This is a genomic window from Costertonia aggregata (assembly GCF_013402795.1).
GTDB classification, from domain to species: Bacteria; Bacteroidota; Bacteroidia; order Flavobacteriales; family Flavobacteriaceae; genus Costertonia; species Costertonia aggregata.
Genome location: NZ_CP058595.1, coordinates 3219891 through 3239750 on the forward strand (window position 1 = coordinate 3219891; position 19860 = coordinate 3239750).

At 42.7% G+C, this 19860-nt stretch carries 19 protein-coding genes; 1 reads left to right on the forward strand and 18 read right to left on the reverse strand.

Translation table 11 applies throughout. From position 1 onward, the window contains the following. Positions 1-169 precede the first annotated feature (169 nt). Together HYG79_RS14865 and HYG79_RS14870 are read right to left on the reverse strand one after the other, a co-directional pair. Complete coding sequence (locus tag HYG79_RS14865) at positions 170-1165, reverse strand: NAD(P)-dependent oxidoreductase (protein ID WP_179242853.1); 996 nt, start codon at positions 1163-1165, stop codon at positions 170-172. A 76-nt stretch (positions 1166-1241) separates the two neighbouring features. Next, positions 1242-1586 (reverse strand): DUF3140 domain-containing protein, encoded by a 345-nt coding sequence (locus HYG79_RS14870; RefSeq protein ID WP_179242854.1) that lies wholly within the window; start codon positions 1584-1586, stop codon positions 1242-1244. A 469-nt stretch (positions 1587-2055) separates the two neighbouring features. On the opposite strand from HYG79_RS14870, the gene HYG79_RS14875 reads away from it, so the two are divergent. Then, complete coding sequence (locus HYG79_RS14875) at positions 2056-2541, forward strand: hypothetical protein (RefSeq protein WP_179242855.1); 486 nt, start codon at positions 2056-2058, stop codon at positions 2539-2541. 41 nt (positions 2542-2582) lie between these two features. Here HYG79_RS14875 and HYG79_RS14880 read toward each other — a convergent pair whose 3' ends face one another. The 16 genes from HYG79_RS14880 to HYG79_RS14955 all read right to left on the reverse strand — a co-directional run bounded on the left by HYG79_RS14880 (position 2583) and on the right by HYG79_RS14955 (position 19802). After that, entirely contained in the window at positions 2583-5939 is a 3357-nt protein-coding gene (locus tag HYG79_RS14880) for a TraQ conjugal transfer family protein (RefSeq protein ID WP_179242856.1), read from the reverse strand. Positions 5940-5949: 10 nt separating this feature from the next. After that, positions 5950-6501 (reverse strand): conjugal transfer protein TraO, encoded by a 552-nt coding sequence (locus HYG79_RS14885; RefSeq protein ID WP_179242857.1) that lies wholly within the window; start codon positions 6499-6501, stop codon positions 5950-5952. Next, on the reverse strand, positions 6498-7481 hold the full coding sequence (locus HYG79_RS14890) for a DUF4138 domain-containing protein (RefSeq protein WP_179242858.1): 984 nt from the start codon (positions 7479-7481) through the stop codon (positions 6498-6500). Before HYG79_RS14890 ends, HYG79_RS14885 begins: the two co-directional genes overlap by 4 nt. Then, complete coding sequence (traM, locus tag HYG79_RS14895) at positions 7478-8443, reverse strand: conjugative transposon protein TraM (protein ID WP_179242859.1); 966 nt, start codon at positions 8441-8443, stop codon at positions 7478-7480. Before traM ends, HYG79_RS14890 begins: the two co-directional genes overlap by 4 nt. Before the next feature lie 64 nt (positions 8444-8507). Then, positions 8508-9134 (reverse strand): hypothetical protein, encoded by a 627-nt coding sequence (locus HYG79_RS14900; RefSeq protein WP_179242860.1) that lies wholly within the window; start codon positions 9132-9134, stop codon positions 8508-8510. Between the two features lie 7 nt (positions 9135-9141). Continuing rightward, entirely contained in the window at positions 9142-10056 is a 915-nt protein-coding gene (locus tag HYG79_RS14905) for a type IV secretion system protein (RefSeq protein ID WP_179242861.1), read from the reverse strand. Further along, entirely contained in the window at positions 10056-10685 is a 630-nt protein-coding gene (locus HYG79_RS14910) for a hypothetical protein (RefSeq protein ID WP_179242862.1), read from the reverse strand. The genes HYG79_RS14905 and HYG79_RS14910 overlap by 1 nt, the downstream gene beginning before the upstream one ends. A gap of 11 nt (positions 10686-10696) precedes the next feature. Beyond that, the gene (locus tag HYG79_RS14915; protein ID WP_179242863.1) at positions 10697-13288 is read right to left on the reverse strand and encodes a TraG family conjugative transposon ATPase; all 2592 of its coding nucleotides are present in this window, start codon (positions 13286-13288) and stop codon (positions 10697-10699) included. Then, positions 13273-13596 carry a DUF4133 domain-containing protein gene (locus HYG79_RS14920; RefSeq protein WP_179242864.1) on the reverse strand — a complete coding sequence of 108 codons (324 nt, stop codon included), beginning with the start codon at positions 13594-13596 and terminating at the stop codon, positions 13273-13275. Before HYG79_RS14920 ends, HYG79_RS14915 begins: the two co-directional genes overlap by 16 nt. 2 nt (positions 13597-13598) lie before the next feature. Next, positions 13599-13913, reverse strand: coding sequence for a hypothetical protein (locus HYG79_RS14925; RefSeq protein ID WP_179242865.1), 315 nt, complete (start codon positions 13911-13913; stop codon positions 13599-13601). Further along, positions 13888-14244 carry a hypothetical protein gene (locus tag HYG79_RS14930; protein ID WP_179242866.1) on the reverse strand — a complete coding sequence of 119 codons (357 nt, stop codon included), beginning with the start codon at positions 14242-14244 and terminating at the stop codon, positions 13888-13890. The genes HYG79_RS14925 and HYG79_RS14930 overlap by 26 nt, the downstream gene beginning before the upstream one ends. Continuing rightward, positions 14241-14681 carry a hypothetical protein gene (locus HYG79_RS14935; protein WP_179242867.1) on the reverse strand — a complete coding sequence of 147 codons (441 nt, stop codon included), beginning with the start codon at positions 14679-14681 and terminating at the stop codon, positions 14241-14243. Before HYG79_RS14935 ends, HYG79_RS14930 begins: the two co-directional genes overlap by 4 nt. Positions 14682-14683: 2 nt before the next feature. Continuing rightward, on the reverse strand, positions 14684-15358 hold the full coding sequence (locus HYG79_RS14940) for a ParA family protein (RefSeq protein ID WP_179242868.1): 675 nt from the start codon (positions 15356-15358) through the stop codon (positions 14684-14686). 242 nt (positions 15359-15600) lie between these two features. After that, positions 15601-15999, reverse strand: a complete 399-nt coding sequence (locus HYG79_RS14945) for a hypothetical protein (protein ID WP_179242869.1) — start codon at positions 15997-15999, stop codon at positions 15601-15603. Then, on the reverse strand, positions 15999-18464 hold the full coding sequence (locus HYG79_RS14950; RefSeq protein ID WP_179242870.1) for a type IV secretory system conjugative DNA transfer family protein: 2466 nt from the start codon (positions 18462-18464) through the stop codon (positions 15999-16001). The genes HYG79_RS14945 and HYG79_RS14950 overlap by 1 nt, the downstream gene beginning before the upstream one ends. 48 nt (positions 18465-18512) lie before the next feature. Continuing rightward, complete coding sequence (locus HYG79_RS14955) at positions 18513-19802, reverse strand: toprim domain-containing protein (RefSeq protein WP_179242871.1); 1290 nt, start codon at positions 19800-19802, stop codon at positions 18513-18515. Positions 19803-19860 lie beyond the last annotated feature (58 nt).

The following is a 19860-nucleotide window of genomic DNA, read 5'->3' on the forward strand; positions in this document are numbered from 1 at the left end:
TTTGAATTTTTACAACAGGATTTACGGATGCAAAAAATCGGATTGTTAACACAATCGATTTCATGGCATTTTTAGAATGCCTTTCTAATTTTCTACGAAATGGATTAGAACTAAGTAAGGCCAAAACTGACTATTACCGCGAAAAAAAACAGATTCTAGAAATACTAGGCTATTTTGAAGAAACCAAATTCTCGATATTTTCATTCTTATCAAACTCTCTAATAGTATCGAGGGTTGTCCGCATCATATTGCTCAATGCTGTATCGGTCAAAAAAGTCTGATGAGCGGTAACCACCACGTTATCCATCTCGATTAGTGAAATCAATAAATCATCCTTGCTTGTACTATCGGAAAGATCTTTATAAAAAATTCCTTTCTCGTTTTCGTAAACATCCATTCCGAAGCCTGCTAATTTTCTATTACGCAAAGCGTTATACACTTCCTCGGTATTTACCAAACCACCCCGCCCGGTATTAATTAATATAGCGGTATCCTTCATAGCTTTTAGTTCATTATCAGAGATAAATCCTTTAGTATCTTCATTTAACGGAAGATTCAACGAAATGATATCGCATTCTCCTAAGATGGTTTCCTTTTTTACATACTTCGCCCAATCCTTATCAGTCAGATTTGGATTTTTTTTCTCATCAAATAAAAGAACTTTTGCACCGAAACCATGAAAAAGGTTTACTAAAACTTCGCCGATATCGCCAGTGCCACAAATGCCAACAGTTTTAGTGTGGATTTCTCTTCCTACATGCCCTTCCAATGAGAAGTTATACTTCCCAATACGATTGAACGAGGGTTTTAATTTCCGGTAGAGTGCCAATGACAGGGCAATGCAATGTTCAGCTATCGCATGGGGAGAGTACTCTGGCACGTTGGCTATTTTCATGTCGAATTCATCGGCGGCCTTTAGGTCAATATGGTCGGTTCCTGCAGAACGTGTGGCTATAAGTTCGACTCCAATCTGATTCAGTTTTTTTAGTATTTCCTTATCCGTTTTATCAGAAGAGAAAATACTTACGACCTCACAACCATTCGCTCTGTCGATTGTTGTTCTGTTCAAAGTCTCGGCAATGAAAATCAACTCGTGACCATCCATATTTTCAGCTTTGAGATATTTTTTTTCGAATTCATGACAGCTATAAATTGCGATTTTCATTTTTCAATTAATTCGTTTATCTTAATTAAGGAAGTCACGTTGAAGCCTAAACGTCTAAGATGTTATGTCGGCTTAACTAATCGCAATCCAATTCTTTACAAGGATCATGTCCCCAATTTTTAAGGCTATATCGCCAATCGGATGTTTTGATATCGCTCTTAGGTTTTTGCGCCTTATGCCGATTTACGTAACCAACGACATTGTTCATGTGGTCGTAATCAGCATCGTTCAGGTCAGCTTTATTCTTATTTTTGATTTCGATGATTTTTTTACCACTCTTGTGGCCGATGGCCTCGCCATCGCCACTATCTTGACCAACATCTTTGGACTTATCGGTTTTTAGCCAATCTTCCAATTCGCTTGGGGTCATATTGACGGCATCATAAAACTCGTCGTAGATTTCTTCATTAGATTTTGACATGGATAATGGTTTAAATATAAATACTAAACAGGTTAACAAATATCCTCTGCAATTTGTAGGTCTAAAAAGTAGCTTTTACAAAAAGATTACTACTATACGTAAGTTTCTTTCAGTTCTTTTACATGTTACAATAGGTTTACTCGCTAACCTTCGGCAAAGACCTTCTGTCCAGAAAGTCGATTTCATTTCGAAAGTAACTTGAACAAATTGAAAAAAGTTGTTCAATCCCTATTTTCCTTGCTTCAATGAATTATGCCGGCAGATTTGATGCAACGGTTGCCTTCCAGTCGCTTGGATTCAATTGTATTTTCTAATATGAACTATTTAGTCCTCTTGTAATCACTCATAATATTATTGATTTCGAAAAAGCCCTTCATGCATTTGTTTTGCCCTACGCACAATTAATTTCGAGAATTCTTGTTTAAAAATATGTAATCCTTAATTTTATGTTTCTACATATCCGATCTCAATGAAACCAAATATTTTCATCTTTCTTGCATTCCACATGCTGCTATTTTTTTCGTGTAAAAGTGATGATGACGGTGTTGCGGAATCGGATAGGAACCAAGCCTTGTTGGGCCAATGGGAATATGAGGCTATCGATTCCAATACAGCCGTGGACATCAATGGCGACGGTACGGTAAATGTAGACCTGTTCAACACCAATGAAATACGTCAATGCTTAAAGGACAATCTCACTTTCTTCAGCTCTCGGGGGCCTGAAGAAAAAGGTGCTTTTTCCATTAACGAGAACGGACTGTCCTGTGGGGAAGTACCCGCGTTTCAAAATGTCGAGGACGATAGGTACGAACTAATAGACAGCCGAATCATACGATTTGATAACCGCAACGATTGGATTATCGTGGAGTTTACCCAAAACCGATTGGTGGTCGACCAAGATGATTTTTTGGACGATCAAGATGTAGTGATTACCTACACTTTTAAAAGAAGTTAGTTCGTTATGCTTAGCCTAGAGCGTTAAAAGTGCCTAGGACATCAAACTCTGACGACTCTTCCCGATACTCTTTCACTCCATTGGCCGTTCGTATCCCTTACCCTTACCTCAAAGTCTTGGTCAAGATACTTTAAACGGCTTTCACGGGGTTCCTCTTCCAACATGAAATATCGATCCACTCCATTGCCCGTTGCTTCATTGTAATTGAATATACGCGTATCCCATCGGTTGGTACTCCTGTTGAATATCCTGATTTCCACTTGGTCCAAAGTGGCACCTCCATAGGCTTCCGAACACCCAATATCAAAACAGGTATAAATTCGGACTTGATAATCGCAACCGTTCAATCCCCCACAACTGACATTGTGCTTTTCCCCTTTTACCAATGCCACAGGTCTTCCCAAAGTTTCAACAAATGTGCTTCCGCTTTTGGAATGCCCTGTTGAGTTCTCTACCTCAAAATCAATTGTAAACGTATTTGGAGTCTCAGGATAAAAAGTAAGGTTAGTGCTCCCATAATTCAATGGAATTGTCTCCCCCTCATCATATCGATTTCCACTATAAAAGAAGTAACCAACACGATTTCCACTGAAAGAGAATGTCATTTGATAAGTTACAGCAGGATTATGCGTGCCAATGGCATTTGTGATCACCGTGATGTTAAAAGGTTCTCCTTCCAAACGTTCCCCAGGAGCCTGACTGATGGTCAACTCGAATGGTTCCTCATACCTTTCATAATTGATATTGACGTTTGCTCTTTTTTCCACATCGGAGGATGAGCGCACCGTGAACGTAATGTTATGGTTGCCTTCGGTCGTTCCGAGATATTTTCCCGAAAATGCCCCTACTGGTACTTCAAAACTTTCCCCAGCTGAATAGTCAGTACCTTCATATTCAAAAGTACCGTTGTTTCCACCTGCCGAGAAATACATTTCATAGGTGTCTCCGCCTATTCCTATTTCAGATATGTTAAAGTTCATATCGACGATTTCGTTGGTGTAAGCCTGCTGTAAAGTGCCGGACGCGTTAAACGTATAATCCTTGGCCGTCACGTTTACCGTGATATCCACAGTTTTTTCAAGCCCCGTATCATTTTGGACTACGAAAACCATTTTCACGGTACTCTCATCGGTGCCTTCAAGCGTCCAGTTGAAGTTGCCCGTATTCACATCGTAACTGTTACCAGGACTTACTTCTATACCATTGTTGTCTCTGATTAGCGCATTACCGTTCATACTGAAACGCATGGTGTAATCTGAAGACCCCACACTTTCAGAAATATTGAAATTCAGACCGGTGGTTTCCCCTACGGTTATGTCCGATTTTTGGGTGCCCCCTGTAAAGGTAAAATCGACCTGGTCAAAAGTGATGGTAGTGTTGGCCGTTCGGATAACGTCCGAACCCGATTCTACGCTGAGAACAATATTGTGCTGTCCGGGTTCTGTTCCGGTATAGGTAATATTGTTGATCCCGGCACCTAACGAAAATTGTTCCCCCGGACCGTAGATTATTCCATTTATGGACATCGAACCGTTTTGGCTTGAGGAAAAGAACGCCATGTAGCTGTCGTTCGCTCCGTCGGGAACTTCATCGATATCCACGATCATACCTACCGGAATACTGGAAAATTCCGTAGCCTTGGACGGGGTCATATTGACAGTAAAATCATTGTTTCCAACAACCAAGATTACTTTTTCTTCCAAGATTTGACCATTACTATCGCGCAACAGAAACGTAACTTCATACGTCCCTGGTTGTTCGGCAATAAAGTCATAAGCGAAACTTCCAGGATTTATAGAAAAGTAACGACTCTGCGTAATCTCGGAGTTGCTATTGTACAATGCCGCGCTGCCACCTGAAACAAAATAGTTGAGTTCATACGATGCCCCATCGTACTCCCCTTTTTCGATAAGGCTCAATGCGACCGTACCCCGTTGGCCTACCAATACCTCGCTGCTATTGGCGGAAGCATTAAATTCCAGTTCCAATTGCTCGGTGTCCAAATCGATTCCGACCGGTCCGACCGCTTGCCCGTAGTTGTCCGTTACCAAGAAACTTATGCGATGCGTACCCAATGTTTCGGGCGTATAGAAAAGGGAAAAATTACCCAAGTTTACCGGATAATCCGTATTGTTCGTAATCGTATTTCCATTGATTCCTGTTACCCTTCCGTTTCCTTCTTCCAAGTTATAGGTCAGAAAATAATCGATGTTATCCGTATTCCCGCTCGACTTGATATTGAAATTGAGTTGCGTACGCTGGTTCATGAAAACTTGATTGCTTTCGGCATTTCCACTGAATGTGAACGGGATATTGGCCACTTCGATTTCGACGCTGTCCCTTTTCATCTGACCATTGCTATCCCGTACATCGAAGTAAATCTTGCGCTGCCCCAATACATCGTCCTGAAAAGTAAAGTTGTAGTTCCCGGGTACTACATCACGAAAGGTCCCGGCATCCATTACCCCGCCGTTTTGATTACGAACGGTTCCGGCCCCCTGGCTATCCGCCGAAAAGGAATGGCTTATATCGTAGGTTACTTCGCTTTCCTCGTCTTGTGTTCGCAAATCGATATTCACGGCCAAATTGGATTCCAATTCGACTTGGGAAGAAGCGGCTGTTGCCCTGAACGTGAAATTGACATTACCAATATTTAAAATTAGTTCGTTTGAGATTGTCGCCCCATCGGGAGCCTTGGCCGTCATGGTCAATCTATGCTCTCCCAAGGTTTCGGGAAGATATCCAAGTTCAGTTACCCCTTTGGGTAATTTAAAAGGTTCCCCTGCATCGTACACAGCGTCATCTAAATAAAGTACACCCGTGCCGTTCTCCAATTGATAGGTTGTTTCAAAGTCTTTATCTCTGCCGCCATCGGGAGATGTTGTCTCCTTATCCCTTAACAAGGTAACCGTTACCGGGTTTTGACTATTGACAATGAAATCATCGGTACCCTTGCCGAGCGAAAAGCTGAAACTTGCATATTTGACATTGTACAGCAACTCCAGCTCTTTCTCAATTTTATTGGAATCCCAAGCCAGTACTTTTACCTTATGCATTCCCGTATCAATGGGCATATACCGATAGGATAGATTAAAGTTCTGGATCGGTATCGTATCGTTAGCACGAACCGTATCATTTTCTGCCCCTATATAATATCCTTTTCCGTCAAGATTATCGTACTTCATGAAATAGGATACATTGGAGACCATACGTTCGGGTTCCAAGATAAAATCCGTTTTCGTCGCTTCGAATACGAATCCGTTTTCTTCATTGGAGCCTTCAAAAGTAAAATCGAAGGAATCTTGAACGATATCCTCGAAGTCCTTGCTACAGGCCAATATTAAAATGCAGCATACCGCTGTTAGCGCGTATATTCGTTGTAGGGCATTCATTTTCATACAATCGTTTTTAGAACAAAAAATAGCGTAGGCCTACTCCGGCATACGGATAAAAATTCCCCACATCGGAATTGATATGGTAGTACTCGTTCGCTTTTATGAGCAGGGAAAAATCATTGCTGATACCTACTTCCGCTTCCGCTCCGACATAGAGGCCATAGACGAACTGACTTTTTGCGTTGATCAGGGCACCGCTCGGAAGTTCATTGCTGCCATTATTGATGACTTCATATCCAAAAAGTCCACCCCCACCTAGAAAAAGGCTGAAATTCCGCTTTCGTGGTGCTACGAATACCCGGTAATAGATTCCCGGTTGTATCGTAAAAATGTTGTAAGGTATTTCTTGGGTACCTTTGTCCTCAGCAATGGCGGCCAATACGCTTATCTGGAAATAGCGGTACCGATCGGGATGAAAGTTGAACGTACCCATAATGCCATAGCCATCCTCGACATACCCACCGCTCAAACCGACCGACGAGGCAAGATTGCCCCGCAGTTGGCCAAAGCAAAAAGAAGCCGATAAAAGTAACAAGGACGTTAAAAGAAAATTGATTTTCCTCATAATTTAAAAGCTAATGGGTTGTTGATAACATTATGGTCGACATCCAAGGAAAGGTTTCTATTGCCTTTATCCTCATCCACATTGACCATTAGTACTTTCTTACGGTCTAATGTGAACTTGTCAAAGACCACCATGAAATAGTTCTCGGAATTTCCTTCGACCCTTTTGGGAACCTTGTACCTGAATAGAGGTTTGTGTTTTTTATCGATGTTGTTCGGACTGTTCTTATAATTGGAAGCGATACTGAATTTCAGAAAATTCACATCGTAGGGCATGTGCGCCTTGTTCTCCAAACGAAACTGTAGGTATATCTCGTTATTTTCATAAAAGACATTTTCCAGCCATAAGAAGACATCATCGTATTTGGCGAAATAGCGAATAATCTTGCCTTTGTTGAACTGATTATAGTAACATCGCCGACGAATGTATTCCATACGGTCCAGCACATATAGTTCCCGAGTAAGCGGCAAAGTTTCCCCGGTCGCTTCTTCATCTGGCGAAATCTTTAAATCTTCTTTTGTGGTCGTTGTTGCTATATCGGAATGCTCCATTTGGGGTTTTGACGCTTCATCAGATGTTGAAACATTGGAACGTTCTCGCGGTATAGAGAACGCTTCCGGGTTTTCGGCTATTGATTTAGTGATTGTCCATCTTTTCTTCACAGGAACTCCTACCAATTTTAAAATAAAGTCATAGGCAAGTCCGTCTCGGGTATAGACTGTATAATTAGTGTGGTCTTCGTTGTCAGGTGCTACATCATTGTAACTGAGCAACACAATACGTCTTGCCGTATTGGACCTATTTTTGGCAGGAAAGGATTCGATAAAATTGAGTTCCTTCCCGTTGATGGAGAAATCAAAGATTTCAGGCAGGACTAGGATTGACTTATAATCCCTGGACACGGGAATAGTGTCTGTTTGCGCCTTAGTGGAAAGCAAACCGAAAATCGATATAAGTAGTATGCAGTTCTTTATTCTCATTGCGTTACCAATAAAAGTTCGTAATCATCTATCAATAGAATCTTTTCTTTCTCCCGCAATTTTTTCTTTCTAAAGAAAGAGCCCAACCCTCGGGCTATATCCGCTACCAAATCGGGAGAACCGTTGGTCAACTCTTCGGTAGCACCGGTCAGTAAGTTGTTGCTCGCATTCGCCTCGTATTCCCTCCATAGTTCTCCGGCCCTCGTGCTATAGATGCCTTCCCTGCCATCGTTAAAATCCTTTACCAACAAGTTCACGGGGTGGTGCTCAATATTATCGATGTCCAAATAGACCCGATTCTCTTTTATCGTAGCCATAGCATAGATAAAAGTGTTTCTCGCAAATCTTTTACTATTATGAACCATGTCTTCCATCAACAGCAATCGAACATTCTCATTGGGCAATATGAATTGGTCGCCATAGACGGTAGCCCTGATCGAGATCGGCTTCTTGGTATCAACAATAGGCTCAAGAGACGGGTGGCCTCGGCTATTTTGGGAATCGCCAATCATTTTCTCTTTTCCCTCCAAAAGCTTCTCGCGGTAGGCCAACCGATTCTCAACGAACTGTTGTTTTTTCTGATCTTCTGACATTTCGGGGCGCTTTCGGCTATCTACCGATCCCTTGATTTCCGGTATTTCGGTAAAGTTGGTTTCCTTTGCTTCCGGTTTCATGGACAACCCCTCCAGTTGTTTCAAAATCCGCTGAAGGGAGTCGTTTTCGGAATTTCCCAAATCCTTCATATCGACCCTAGCTTCGGAATTATCCTCTTTTTTCCTTTTCAGGGAATCCTTGACCTTCCATTGTCGGCCTGCGGTACCGGAATCCAAAGTCGGTGTTTCGCCCGGTAGTTCGGAATTGAAACCGTTCGCGTTTACCGCGTTAGTATCGCCTATCTTAAGATCCTTTAGATTTTCGATAACGAAAAAGCTGGTCAATATCAAAATAATCGGTAGGGCCATAGCAACCTTTTGATTTCTGACCACCCACCGTTTTACAACTTGTATTTTTTCCTTTGTACTCATATTACCTGCGCTCCAAGTCGGAATTGTCCACGACCTGGAAGTCAATAATCTTTATACCGTTCAAATTGTTTGGGGTGACTCCCGACTTTTTTAATTGCCCCTTTGTAATAAGGTTTCTATACGTCGTTGATTTGCCTTTCTCTATGGCCTGTTTGCCGTAAAATGTAAACGGAAACGGGTAGGTTGCATAGTCGATATGAATCGAGTCAAGTTCCACAAAGTAGCGATAGTCGCGCATTGCCACATCATGGAAATACTTTTTTTCGACCAAACGAGCGTATAAACGGTTGCCTGACCAGTCCACCATGTGTAATGCCTTTCCTTCAATGTTCCTTTTAATTAGCTTCAAATCAGGTTCCAAGGAAAAGAAGAGTTCATGAAAATTGTAAAGATGTCCTTCACAAAGGATTTCCAGATTTTCCTTGACATCCCTGATTGGAGCCATGGGCAATCGTTGCCCTCCATGAAGCACATATGCGTTGTTTCTGGCACGCTCATCCGCTTTCATTACATAGTAGGTGGCCATTCCGAATACGATAATGACCACTGCCAAACAACTATATACCAATCTATTGTTGTGCTTTCTGCTCTGGGCGATGTCATTTATTATCCCGTATTTTCCTTCCATATTTTAATTATTGGATTAATGTTCGAACTGCTTTGGTAGCTCCTCCACTTTTGACATCCATCGCCGTTTGAACTACTTTTTTACCATAATGCTTCGGTTTGGCGACGATTCCACCACCTGAAATATTTAGGCCTTGGACAACAAAGTTTGCCAAAGTGGGCGCTTTGATATAAAAAAACGAGGTCATTAGTATCAACATAGAGGAACTTAAGATCAGTCCCAGGTCATAGGAACTGTATCGAAGCAGATGATTCACCAACTGGTCCACGAGGTTGACCATGAACATATCCACCACGTAAAGCATGGGCAGCCAAAGACAGATACTCATAAACTTTTGCAGCCATGCTTTCCAGAGTCCAGAAATAGCGGGAATGAAAGAAAGTCCAATGTTGATAGGCCCGAAAATGATAAGAATGAAAAGGTAGATGGTGGCCAAAGCCTTGATTCCGATGAATATCAAGGTAGAGATAATATGTGCGAACGCTGTGATGGAACCGGCCAGTCCGGTAAGGGCGAATGACTGTAGCCCATCGATGTCCATGCTCAACAGGTTCCATTCGACAAGGTTGTTCGAAGCTACATCGATTTGCGCCAAGGCTATTTTTTGTCCGATGGTATCCCAGCTTTTTTGGGTACTGACAAACGATGAACCCAAATTATTGTAAAATTCAAAAATAGCATGTGCGAATTCCGAATAGTTGAACAGAATGAACATCAAGGGAAACCATTTTAAGGCCTTGAGAACATCCGCTCGGTCGTTGCCCGCGAAATGTGTGAAAGCGAAAATTCCCAAGCCGATTTTGGCCATTCCAAAACCAATTGCGAGAGTGGGGCCTAGATTATTAAAGGCGTCGGCTATGTACTGGTCAAATATGGAATTGACCGTTACTCGAAACCCCGAACTGGATTGTAAGGCGTGCATTAATTCGTTTTTATAAGTGAATAAACCGCTTTACGATGTTCGTTTTTCTGTAGCAGGGATGTGTTGACTTCGATAACATCGTCCAGTAACCTGTTCATCTTTTCCAAAATCGACCTGAGCGCCGATAGCCTGTCCGCCGATTCGATGATTTCCCCGGTAGAGGCAATATGCGAACCTTGGGAGACAAGGGAGGATACTTGTAGAATCGCATCGGCCAGTATTTCCGTGGCCCTTTTCTTTTCCACTTTTTCCAAGTTCGTGAATGTTCGCAGGTTTTGTTGTGTACGCTTGTAGGCGGCTATGATTTTATCCTTTAGTTCGTAGAGTTCGTTCATTTCTGGACTCCCCATGACATAACTCGCTGGCGTTCTTTTCGAACTCAGGTCTTGACTCAAGATTTTGGAGGAACTTGAATTGGCGGTAACGTTCCGTTCCATCTGTGCCAATAACTTGCCCATGGTCGCGTTCAACGTTGCCAGTTGCGAATTTAGCGTGGCCACATTTGAGTTGAGCAATACCAATTGAGCATTGGCCGCTACATCGGTTACCGGAATCTGGGCGGTTGCCAAATAAGGGAGCATCCCTATAAAACACATTGCAATGGTCATTTTTAATTTTGGATTTTTCATTTTTTCTAGTTTTAGGTATTTGTACTCATTCCATTTAGGGTTTTCAAATCTATATTGGCTCGTTTCATCTCCGATTGTTTATATGCGATCGCGGTTCGCTCCCAATCATTATCATATTGTTCATGCAGCAGATTGATTTTTACTTTCTCGTTCGGGTTGGTTTCGAACAGGCATTTGGTCGGTAGCGAAGTTTCCAAACCGAAAACCTTGACCCGTTCCTTCCAACAAATGGCCATTTCCCTCAGTTTCCGATTTGGCGGTAGATCCTTGTTGACGGAAAGGTTCAATTGCTTTTGTTTGGCGTTCAGACCTAATATGTTCTGAATTTCATCAAAAGAATTAGCGAATTCACCGAGGTCGAGCAGCACCTTGATATGGCTGTTCACTACGATGGTCTTGCCGATAAATTTTGATTTTACGAAATCGTCCACCTTCTGTGATATGAATATGGGCTGTCCTCCATACTTTCTTGCCATTCTCGATTTAGCGTCAAAATAGTGAGCCATAATGGGGTTGTCGAACAGGTTCCATGCCTCGTCCACGGCCAATATTTTATTGAGGGAAAGTTTCTTTGGGTCTTTTAACTTTTTGTCGAACACATCGATCATCAAAAATGCCACTATGGGGAAGAGTTCTTCATTGTTGACCAAATTTTCCAATTTGAAATAAACCAACCTTTCCTGGCTCAATTGGGCTATTCTTTTATCCTTGCTATTCAAGAGGTATGCCCTCGGCCCTTCGTGTGCGTATTTACCAAGCAACAATAGAAACAAATTGGGGTCGAATACTTCATTTCGAATACCCTTTGTGTGCATTAGGGCTTTCAAATTTTGATGTGCGTAGTCGTAGAACGTATTAAAAGAATCGTCGGAACTACCCTTCGAAAACCGATACTGATAATATCCTTGAACTAGAAACTCGATAATCGCACGGACTACGGCGCTGTCATGGGTATCCCCCGCTTCATAGTCCTTACGCCCATAAAGGAGGTACACTAAAGCGATCAATTGGGTCAGCTTATGTTCGGTAAGTGCTTTTTCGCCATCCTTGACCACAACATCTATAGCATCGAGTATAAAAGGATTGAAGGTAAATGGGTTTTGGTCGTCGTTCGCTATTGTGACCCCTTTCAGATGGTCTAATAGCTTATCGTATGAGTTTCCGTTTTCGAGGATTAAAATTTCCGCACCTTCCCGATATTCCGAGTACAGATAGGCGTTCGTAAAGAAGGTCTTACCCCCGCCCGATCCCGATGCGATCAGCATCCCCCGGTTAAAAATCCAATCCTTTTCCTCTGGTTCCCTGTAAAGACTGACCAATAAAGGTTGCCCTGTAGCCCTATCGACCATACGCAATCCGTGCGGTCCATGAAGCCTATTTTTGTAACCTCCCTCAAAATACCATAGACTGGAAGCCATCTCAGATGAGAAAGGACTGTAAAGCTCCATACTCGTGCCGATGCCGTTGCCGAGAATGCCACCGAAAAAAAGATTCTTGCGATCCACCGAATTCTCCTTGGCATGGATGCCCAATTTGCCGAAAGCCGATTTTACGGTGTTGCACATCGGGCGAAAAGTCTTTTTGGAATCGGCCAACCCCAATACGTTCAAGTGGTAATACACCAATTCTTTGTGGTCGTTCAGTATCGATTGTTGGAACTCATAGATTTGGTCACGGTAGGTACTGTTTTTGTCCCCTTTGCGATTGGTAGCATATTTGTTAAGGCGTTTGGCCTTCGACCTTAGCCTACCCATGGCCTTTTCCTTCTCCGGAATGTAGATGTATTGGTTGATAATATGTTCATGAGGAATCTTAAAGCCCAAGGAGAAAAGGTTACCGATGGGGAAAAGGTTCTCACCGGTAGTGTATTTTCCGAAATATTCGTGAAAAGCCATGTCCTCTTTCGAAAACTGATCTAAGTTCTCCAAAGTAAAATACTGTCCCTGTTTGTCCCCGATGCGCAATGTGTTCTCCGAAAAATCAATATCCTTGCCGACACCTGCTTGGTAGCTTGCTTCCAAATAATTGTCGCAATAGCCGGCCGGTTCGAAAAGGTCCTCATAGTTCAGTATTTTCGAGCCCATCAAACCGGAATCGTTGATCAGGTCGTTCACGGCCCCGACACGGGCCTCGAAATCCGCCATGACATCGGTATCCAGATATTCTTCGGGTAGCGGGTTTTTGCCATAGAAACGGCGTTCTTTTTTCAAAAAAGAATTTACACCTAAGGGTGTTCGGCCAATATAGCTCTTGGGTACCTTGTGTATCGCCAAAAAGGAGCGGTGCTTTAAAAAAGGCCTATCCTTAAAGTAGAGTTCATCCTGCGTTTCGAAAAAATCGCGCTTCATCCGTAACGGGTCAATGGCATAGGTTTCCCCGAAGAAAAGATCTTGTTTGTGCAACAGACAATTTTCCCCCATGATTTCCAAAATACCGGAGACCGTTCGGTTCAGGTTCAAATAGTCCTTTCCATCCATAGTGTAGATTTCCGGAAGCTCCAATTCCAACGGAATGCTGATACAGCCTTTTTCTTTCGATACCAGAATAGGGGCCTCGTACCCATAGATGGGAAAAGCGTCCAACAGATTTACCCTCTTTTCCATAACACGAGGAGTTTTTTGTTCACATGACCCTTGATGGCATCCGGACCTTTCCTGTCCGCTCGGGATTTTATAAAACCGTTCTCACCGTAAGCTTTGGAATAGAAGAACATCAGCCCGATGTAAAGTGCCGCTGTACAAAAGGAAAGTATAAGACTTAGAAAAGTAGGTATGACCGTACTCAAAAACAGCCCTGACATCAAGGATAAAAACGTGCCCTTGAAGGCTTGGTCCACATACTTAGCGCGTAGCCCGAAGAAGAAGACATCCTTCTGAAGGGCCTTTGGGATTCTCACCAGTTTGTTTTCCATCGCTACCCGGCCAAGTTTTCCCCAATTTCGATAAGGCCATAAAAAATGACCAGTCCCAAGATAACATTGCCGACTTTACGTGCCATGTCCTGGTTCTGTTCCCTGATAATGAGGAAGGCGATGGCCGCGATTCCCAATAGGATGCTAGCGGCAACCTTGATGATTCGGAAAATACTATTGCCGATCTGTACGGTACCCTGCTCCGCTGCGTTGACCTGATCGACAAGTTCGTCGATTTGGGCAAAGCCAAGCTGATGGAAGGCAATAGTAAAAAGGAAGGTCAAAAAATAACTACACGGAATCGTCCACCTCCGCATCCGGCGGCGGTTCGGAATTTTTGATAATCTTAAATTTTTCATGTTCTGGAATTAAGGATTCATTCTGAACATCTTTATCGGAAGCATTGAAAATATCCAGCAGCTCGGAGCTGGTTTCGTTTTCATCGACACGGTTGAGTAATTGGTCCATATCTTTTTCCTTTAAAGATGTGTTTTTTACAAATATAAAAGATTTTTGCACAAATGAATCATTTTCCTGAACTTTCTTTTCTTTTTTATTTCGTTTGAGTATAACAAAGACCGCTATGTACCAAAGTAACCCTAAAGTACAGATGACCACATAGACGATATGTTCCCATTGCCAGTTCAAATCCTATCGATAATATCTTTTAATCTCATAACGCTTTTGTCATGATACAGTTCCAGCGCTTTTCGCATAATATCATTTCGGGACACCTTTTTGTTCAACTTATAATTATAGGCACTTGCCAGTTTTTCATAATCTTCGAAACAGGTTTTGCTCAGCCTGAAGATGAACTGTTCCTTCTTGTCGGAATACCGATTTTCCTCCAGAAATAGTTCAAAATCCGCTACCTTTTTTCGTTCGCTCTCATTCAAATTGGCCGTTGGAAAACGCTCCACAGTCGGCCGTTGTGATGCGATATTTTCCAAATCGTTGTCTTTCAACTTGTTCTCCGTGATGTCCGGGTCTCGTTCATCCCTGAGACCTTTAACTTCTTTTTGTGTGTCCATATTGTCCAAAATCGCTGATTCGAGCAAATCTTTGACATTCAACTTCTTTCCCATATTCAGTTTTTTGATATTTCAAGTACTTCTTCCATAAATCGTTTAAGCCCCTGTTCGCCGTTTTCTTTCGATAAGGGAATGGGAACAAGCGTATTCCTGTATTTCTCCCTATAAATAGTTCGTTCCATGACCACTTGTCGCATCATGGGCATTCCCGCTCGCGCCAGGGTTTTGCGGACGGCATTGAACTTGTTGACCTTTACGAGTTCGTAACGGTTGAAAAAAAGATTGACGGAACGTAGCACCCGATTGTCATTGTCGAGGAAATTCTTCCGTAGGGTCTTATAGAATACTGCGGTACTGTCGATTTCCAATTCGTCAAGAAAAAAGGGAATGAAGATGTGTTCCACATACAAGAGGCCTCTGACCATTTCCTCATTCAGGTTTCCCGGGAAATCGATTATGATGAAATCGACGATACCGTAATATTTTTTGATTAGCGGTTCCAAGGTATGGATGGTCGCTCGCTCCACCGGAAAGGCATCTGTTTCCATTTTCCCGATTTGCGCTAAATCCCGTTTCCGCTTTTTATAGACCGAATACTGTGGATTGTCCATATCCATAAGCACCACCTTTTTACCGTACAGATGGAAAAGGTTGGTGGCCAGGATAATATTCAGGGTCGTTTTGCCACAACCGCCCTTTTCGCCCGTACAGGAGATAATTTTTGTTTCCATTGGTATACGTTTAAAATTAAATGAGCATATGATTATAGTGTCCTATGGTCATATGATGCTATAAACAATTAATGCAATAAGGCTATGAAGCTATAACGCTATATAGCATTGTTGCAATAGCACTATAACGCCTTGAAGCTATAGTGCTCTATAGCAATGAACATGGCGTGAGTAGGTATTTGGAGTAAGGGGTATGTTGTTAAGTAGCTAAAAATGAATCGAACTGGTGTGCCGGAAAAATGCTATAATTCGGACTTAAAGTCCTTTATCGCATCCGATACACGTTCTTCCAATTCAAGGAACTTTTCTTGAAGCCCTCCTTGATATACCATGTTCTCCCCGAGCTTTCGCTTTTGGATAAATTCATTGTCGGGCAGAAGTATCCATATGGGATTGTAGCCCAAGCTATAGAAATAGAGAATGATCTTTATCGAATTGACCATGGAAGAGCCTCGCTCGACATTGGCCAAAGTCGCACGGTCAATGTTCAGTCGTTCGCTCAGATTCGTTAATGAAAATTCACTAAATCGTTTGTCCTCTATATCGTCGAGTTCGACAAGTTCCAGTCGTATTTCCTTTAAACGTTCCCCGATATATCCAAGGTCCTTTGAGTCTAGTGCAATGATCGATTCAATATCCATTATTCAAAATTTTCTATAGGATGAGAGGAGAATTTCTCCTCAAAAATGTTTTGCGATTCCTCTTGTAGGTCGGCCAAAAGGTTCATCTCGGGGTCTTTCAGCTCTTTTTCAAAGTTATCCATAAACGTTGTAACTTCTTTCTCCGAGTTATTTAGCGACTTTGCAATTTCACCATTTATTTTCTTTTCGTCAAATATGGCGCTCTTTAGTTCTTTTCCGGTACTGTGTTTATACTCGTCCTTGACCAATTCATCGACCTCGCTGATGATTTTATCGAACGCGGCCTGGGCCACACGGTCCATTTCCGTCCGTACCAAAAACTCTTCTACAATATGTCCGAAGAGTTGTTGCCATTTCGAAAATCCTCCACCGTCATTACATAGTTTCACAACGGCACCTTTGTAATCGAAGAGACGAAGTTCTTTGACCACACTTTTAAAGATCCTGATTTTTGTGCCATTTATAAAGCTAGCTTTGGCAACCTGGTCAAGATGTGAACCGTAGAACTCGATATAACCGATTTCCTTCGCGAACAGCAGACCGGATTTTTCTTGAAGTTCCAGCTCTCGGATAAGTTTCATTTGTGCATCGAAACGTTCGGTGTAATCCGCAGGTCTGAAATCATTAACGACAGGTAGCTCATGTTTCATGGCCCGTTCTTTACCTTCAATATCCGGGAGCAGCTGACCATAACATTTTTTTTCCGGTATCTGATGCTCGAAAGTATCTGCCAACAAGCCTGCGAAATGACCCGTCGACATCGAGGCAATCTTGCTTTTGGGCAAGAGTTCCATCATCTGGGTGCTCCAATTGGTACTTGTATCGGAACTGCTCGTATTTTTCGATATCCGTTCTTGATGTATTTTGCCGAAAAGTTCGCTCAATCGCCTCGCTGTCTCCCCTTTGGCCGCACCACAGATGACGTTGGCGCAATTCGCGTATATGACATCTGCCAGTTCCCTGCCATAGTCCAAGATGAGCTGCCCTACGCTCTGTAAACCTAAGATGGTGGCGATTTTGTTTTCACGACCCGTATCGATGATAGTTCGTAACAACATAATGAAGAGCGTCGGTACCTCGTCGATCAATAGGGCCATTTGCCGTTTTCCCGGTTTATTGACCCGTTTGAGAATGGTGTTCATATATAGGCCCAGAGGTGCAGAATATACTTCCTTTCGCTCGGGATTGTTCTGAAGCGATACGATTTTAGGATAGCTGGGGTCGTTGACATCTAGACTAAAGTCATTCCCCGACATCACGTAGAAAATTTCCTTGGTCGCCATACTGGAAAGGCTAATCTGAACCGTACTGGTCTGACCCGATAATTGCTCCATAGCTTCTTTTTCAAGGGCATCCCGAAACGGAACCAGAATCTGGCGCACCTCGACATCCTTGGTCATTATTTCCATCAGGATATCGATCTTTACCGTTGTCAATATAGCCAGATGCCCAGGGGTACATAAATAGTTGCCGGTCTCCTCGGATTTTTTCTTGAGATACCAGATGCAACCTCCCGTATAACTGATGGCACTTCGTGAAAAATAGTCCTGACGCTTGATCCACTCCGGGTTCAGGTTTTTCATGAGCGTCGCCGCCGTATCGATGGCATCCGATTGATTCGTCAACCCGTACGGATCCATGGGATTGTTACGATGGGTCATCCTCAAATCGTCGAAACAGATACGGTATAGTTTGGGAAAGGGCATCTCCGATGTATCCCCATGCTTTTTTTTGGCTTCTTGCAGGTAACCATACGCTTTTCGGGTCAAGGTATCGAACTTGAAATCGTAAACGACCATGGCAAATTTTTTATCGATCAATTGCGCCATGATTTCCTCGATGACAGAAAACGACTTACCGCTGCCCGGGGTTCCGATAACGAGTAAAGACCGAAATAGATTGACAAAATTGATCCACCCTTTTCGTTGTTTCCCCTTATGGGTATAGGTATATGGGATGTTTACGGAATGGGGCGTATCGACTCGTTCTTCGGTCTGTTCAAAAGTTTCGTTCGCATCGTTGAACGGGTCCTTGTCGGCCAGGTTCATAAAATCGAGAAACTGGAACAAACGCATGCCATAGGTCATCAGGCCCAGATAAGCACAGAGTAGAAGCATCAAAGTGACATACATACCGTTCAAGGAAGCTCCGTTGGGAAGACCCGAAATAAAAAGAATACTTAGCGAAAGTATGAATCCTAAAATACTTTTTGTGAGATTGATATTTTCCTTTTTGATAGGTCGGTATATCATAATTCCGCCCATTAGAAGACCTAACAGAAGCATACGTGCCATCATACCCTTAGTAGGCAATCCGGATCGCACGAGAAACGTATAGGTTTTATTTAACAAAGATTGTTGGCCGTAATGATAGACATACAGCGCGTAATATTCCCGAAACAGGATAATGGCGAAGTAGAAAGCGGACAAATACATGCCCATATACCCCTTGTTCTTATCTTGCATATCCTTTTCGTTTGCGTTTCTTCCCTTGTTCTTCCACCTTATTTTGTATTACAGATGGGCTAAGTGACAATCGGACTTTTTTTTTACCGAAATCAGTTCATCGTTCCAATCGTTGCGGGTGTGGGATTTGTCCATTTTAATACCATCTCTTGTAAAAGAGACAGAAAGGATGCTGATTACCCTCTTCCAATAGTCTCGTGATAGGTGTGGAAATCGTTGTATTTTGTCAAGATCGAGTTCCCAAACCACCTTGTCCTTAAAACAAATCGCCTTTTCAAGGACTTTTGCCATCCCTTCCGGACCACTGGCGATCTGTTTATTGATAAAGTCCACATCTCGCTCCATTTCGGTCAGGGATTTGGACCTATAGTCCAGTTGAACCATCATTACGGGTCGCTTCCAATCAAGCTCCATAAAAACACGATCCGACCATCGATTGATCCAAGCGCTCAGTACCATAAGATCATAGCGCATTCCTTCGATATCATGGTCAAAGGCCAAATGAATCGGTAGATTAGCGGTCCCACCAACAAAAGTGTTCCATTGAAAGAACTGCTCCAACTTGCGATTATCGATATGGCCTGACATCGAAATGTAAAAGGCCTTGGGAAAACCATGTAGCTCATGATAGGCCATGGCGTCAAACCCGCTTTCTACGCAGACCACTTTCTCCGCCTTAACTTCTGGATTTGAAACAAAAAGGTATTCGTAACGTTCGTTGAGGAACAACCGGAACTTTTTGGTTTTACCATCTTTGCTGTCCCGATACGGTCGATTGTACAAGGTGTAATTTTTGATACTGCCGTCCATTCCATATTTCGGAAGGGCAATATTGGCAATGCGACCTTGCTCGTCATTGATATGAAAGGCATTAAAAATTCTACCTTTAAAGGCTTCAGATCGGAGCGTTGCCGGACTAAGATTGCGACCCTCGGTCAGATAGAAGGGTTTGGTCAAGGGTTGGATGTTATAACGTTCCTCTAAGCTTATGAAGTTCTTGATGCTTTTTTGAGGTGTGTGAATATTGGCCGCCGGATAGCTTTGCCCGATTGCCCCTAATCCCGATTTTATGGCTTCATAGAAATTTGCGGAACGCATATGCAAGAATTTGAAAAAACGTCCCTTGTCCGAACTGTCGTTGCGATTGAAATAGGTAACGGGTTGCCTTTTGATTTGCAACACGATACGCTCATCATTCTTTTTGAATTCCCGAGAACCCGTACTTTTCTTTAAGAGCTGATACCCTTGGGCATTCAGATAGCCAGAAAAGTCGATATCTTCATTGATTTGTGCAATCAACCGTTTATAGTGTAAAGGATTCTGGGAATAGTTTATCATAATAGTTGAGAAGAGAGCTACACCGTATGTCTCCAATGGAGTGCGGTATATCTTTTGT

Excerpts from the sequence above, each read along its gene's own strand:
- HYG79_RS14890 (WP_179242858.1), bottom strand. The coding sequence starts at position 7,481 with ATGAGAATAAAGAACTGCATACTACTTATATCGATTTTCGGTTTGCTT.
- HYG79_RS14875 (WP_179242855.1), top strand. The coding sequence starts at position 2,056 with ATGAAACCAAATATTTTCATCTTTCTTGCATTCCACATGCTGCTATTT.
- HYG79_RS14935 (WP_179242867.1), bottom strand. The coding sequence starts at position 14,681 with ATGGGAAAGAAGTTGAATGTCAAAGATTTGCTCGAATCAGCGATTTTG.
- HYG79_RS14955 (WP_179242871.1), bottom strand. The coding sequence starts at position 19,802 with ATGATAAACTATTCCCAGAATCCTTTACACTATAAACGGTTGATTGCA.
- HYG79_RS14915 (WP_179242863.1), bottom strand. The coding sequence starts at position 13,288 with ATGGAAAAGAGGGTAAATCTGTTGGACGCTTTTCCCATCTATGGGTAC.
- HYG79_RS14920 (WP_179242864.1), bottom strand. The coding sequence starts at position 13,596 with ATGGAAAACAAACTGGTGAGAATCCCAAAGGCCCTTCAGAAGGATGTC.
- HYG79_RS14900 (WP_179242860.1), bottom strand. The coding sequence starts at position 9,134 with ATGGAAGGAAAATACGGGATAATAAATGACATCGCCCAGAGCAGAAAG.
- HYG79_RS14945 (WP_179242869.1), bottom strand. The coding sequence starts at position 15,999 with ATGGATATTGAATCGATCATTGCACTAGACTCAAAGGACCTTGGATAT.
- HYG79_RS14885 (WP_179242857.1), bottom strand. The coding sequence starts at position 6,501 with ATGAGGAAAATCAATTTTCTTTTAACGTCCTTGTTACTTTTATCGGCT.
- HYG79_RS14905 (WP_179242861.1), bottom strand. The coding sequence starts at position 10,056 with ATGCACGCCTTACAATCCAGTTCGGGGTTTCGAGTAACGGTCAATTCC.
- HYG79_RS14870 (WP_179242854.1), bottom strand. The coding sequence starts at position 1,586 with ATGTCAAAATCTAATGAAGAAATCTACGACGAGTTTTATGATGCCGTC.
- HYG79_RS14910 (WP_179242862.1), bottom strand. The coding sequence starts at position 10,685 with ATGAAAAATCCAAAATTAAAAATGACCATTGCAATGTGTTTTATAGGG.
- traM (WP_179242859.1), bottom strand. The coding sequence starts at position 8,443 with ATGGCCCTACCGATTATTTTGATATTGACCAGCTTTTTCGTTATCGAA.
- HYG79_RS14950 (WP_179242870.1), bottom strand. The coding sequence starts at position 18,464 with ATGCAAGATAAGAACAAGGGGTATATGGGCATGTATTTGTCCGCTTTC.
- HYG79_RS14925 (WP_179242865.1), bottom strand. The coding sequence starts at position 13,913 with ATGCGGAGGTGGACGATTCCGTGTAGTTATTTTTTGACCTTCCTTTTT.
- HYG79_RS14940 (WP_179242868.1), bottom strand. The coding sequence starts at position 15,358 with ATGGAAACAAAAATTATCTCCTGTACGGGCGAAAAGGGCGGTTGTGGC.
- HYG79_RS14880 (WP_179242856.1), bottom strand. The coding sequence starts at position 5,939 with ATGAAAATGAATGCCCTACAACGAATATACGCGCTAACAGCGGTATGC.
- HYG79_RS14865 (WP_179242853.1), bottom strand. The coding sequence starts at position 1,165 with ATGAAAATCGCAATTTATAGCTGTCATGAATTCGAAAAAAAATATCTC.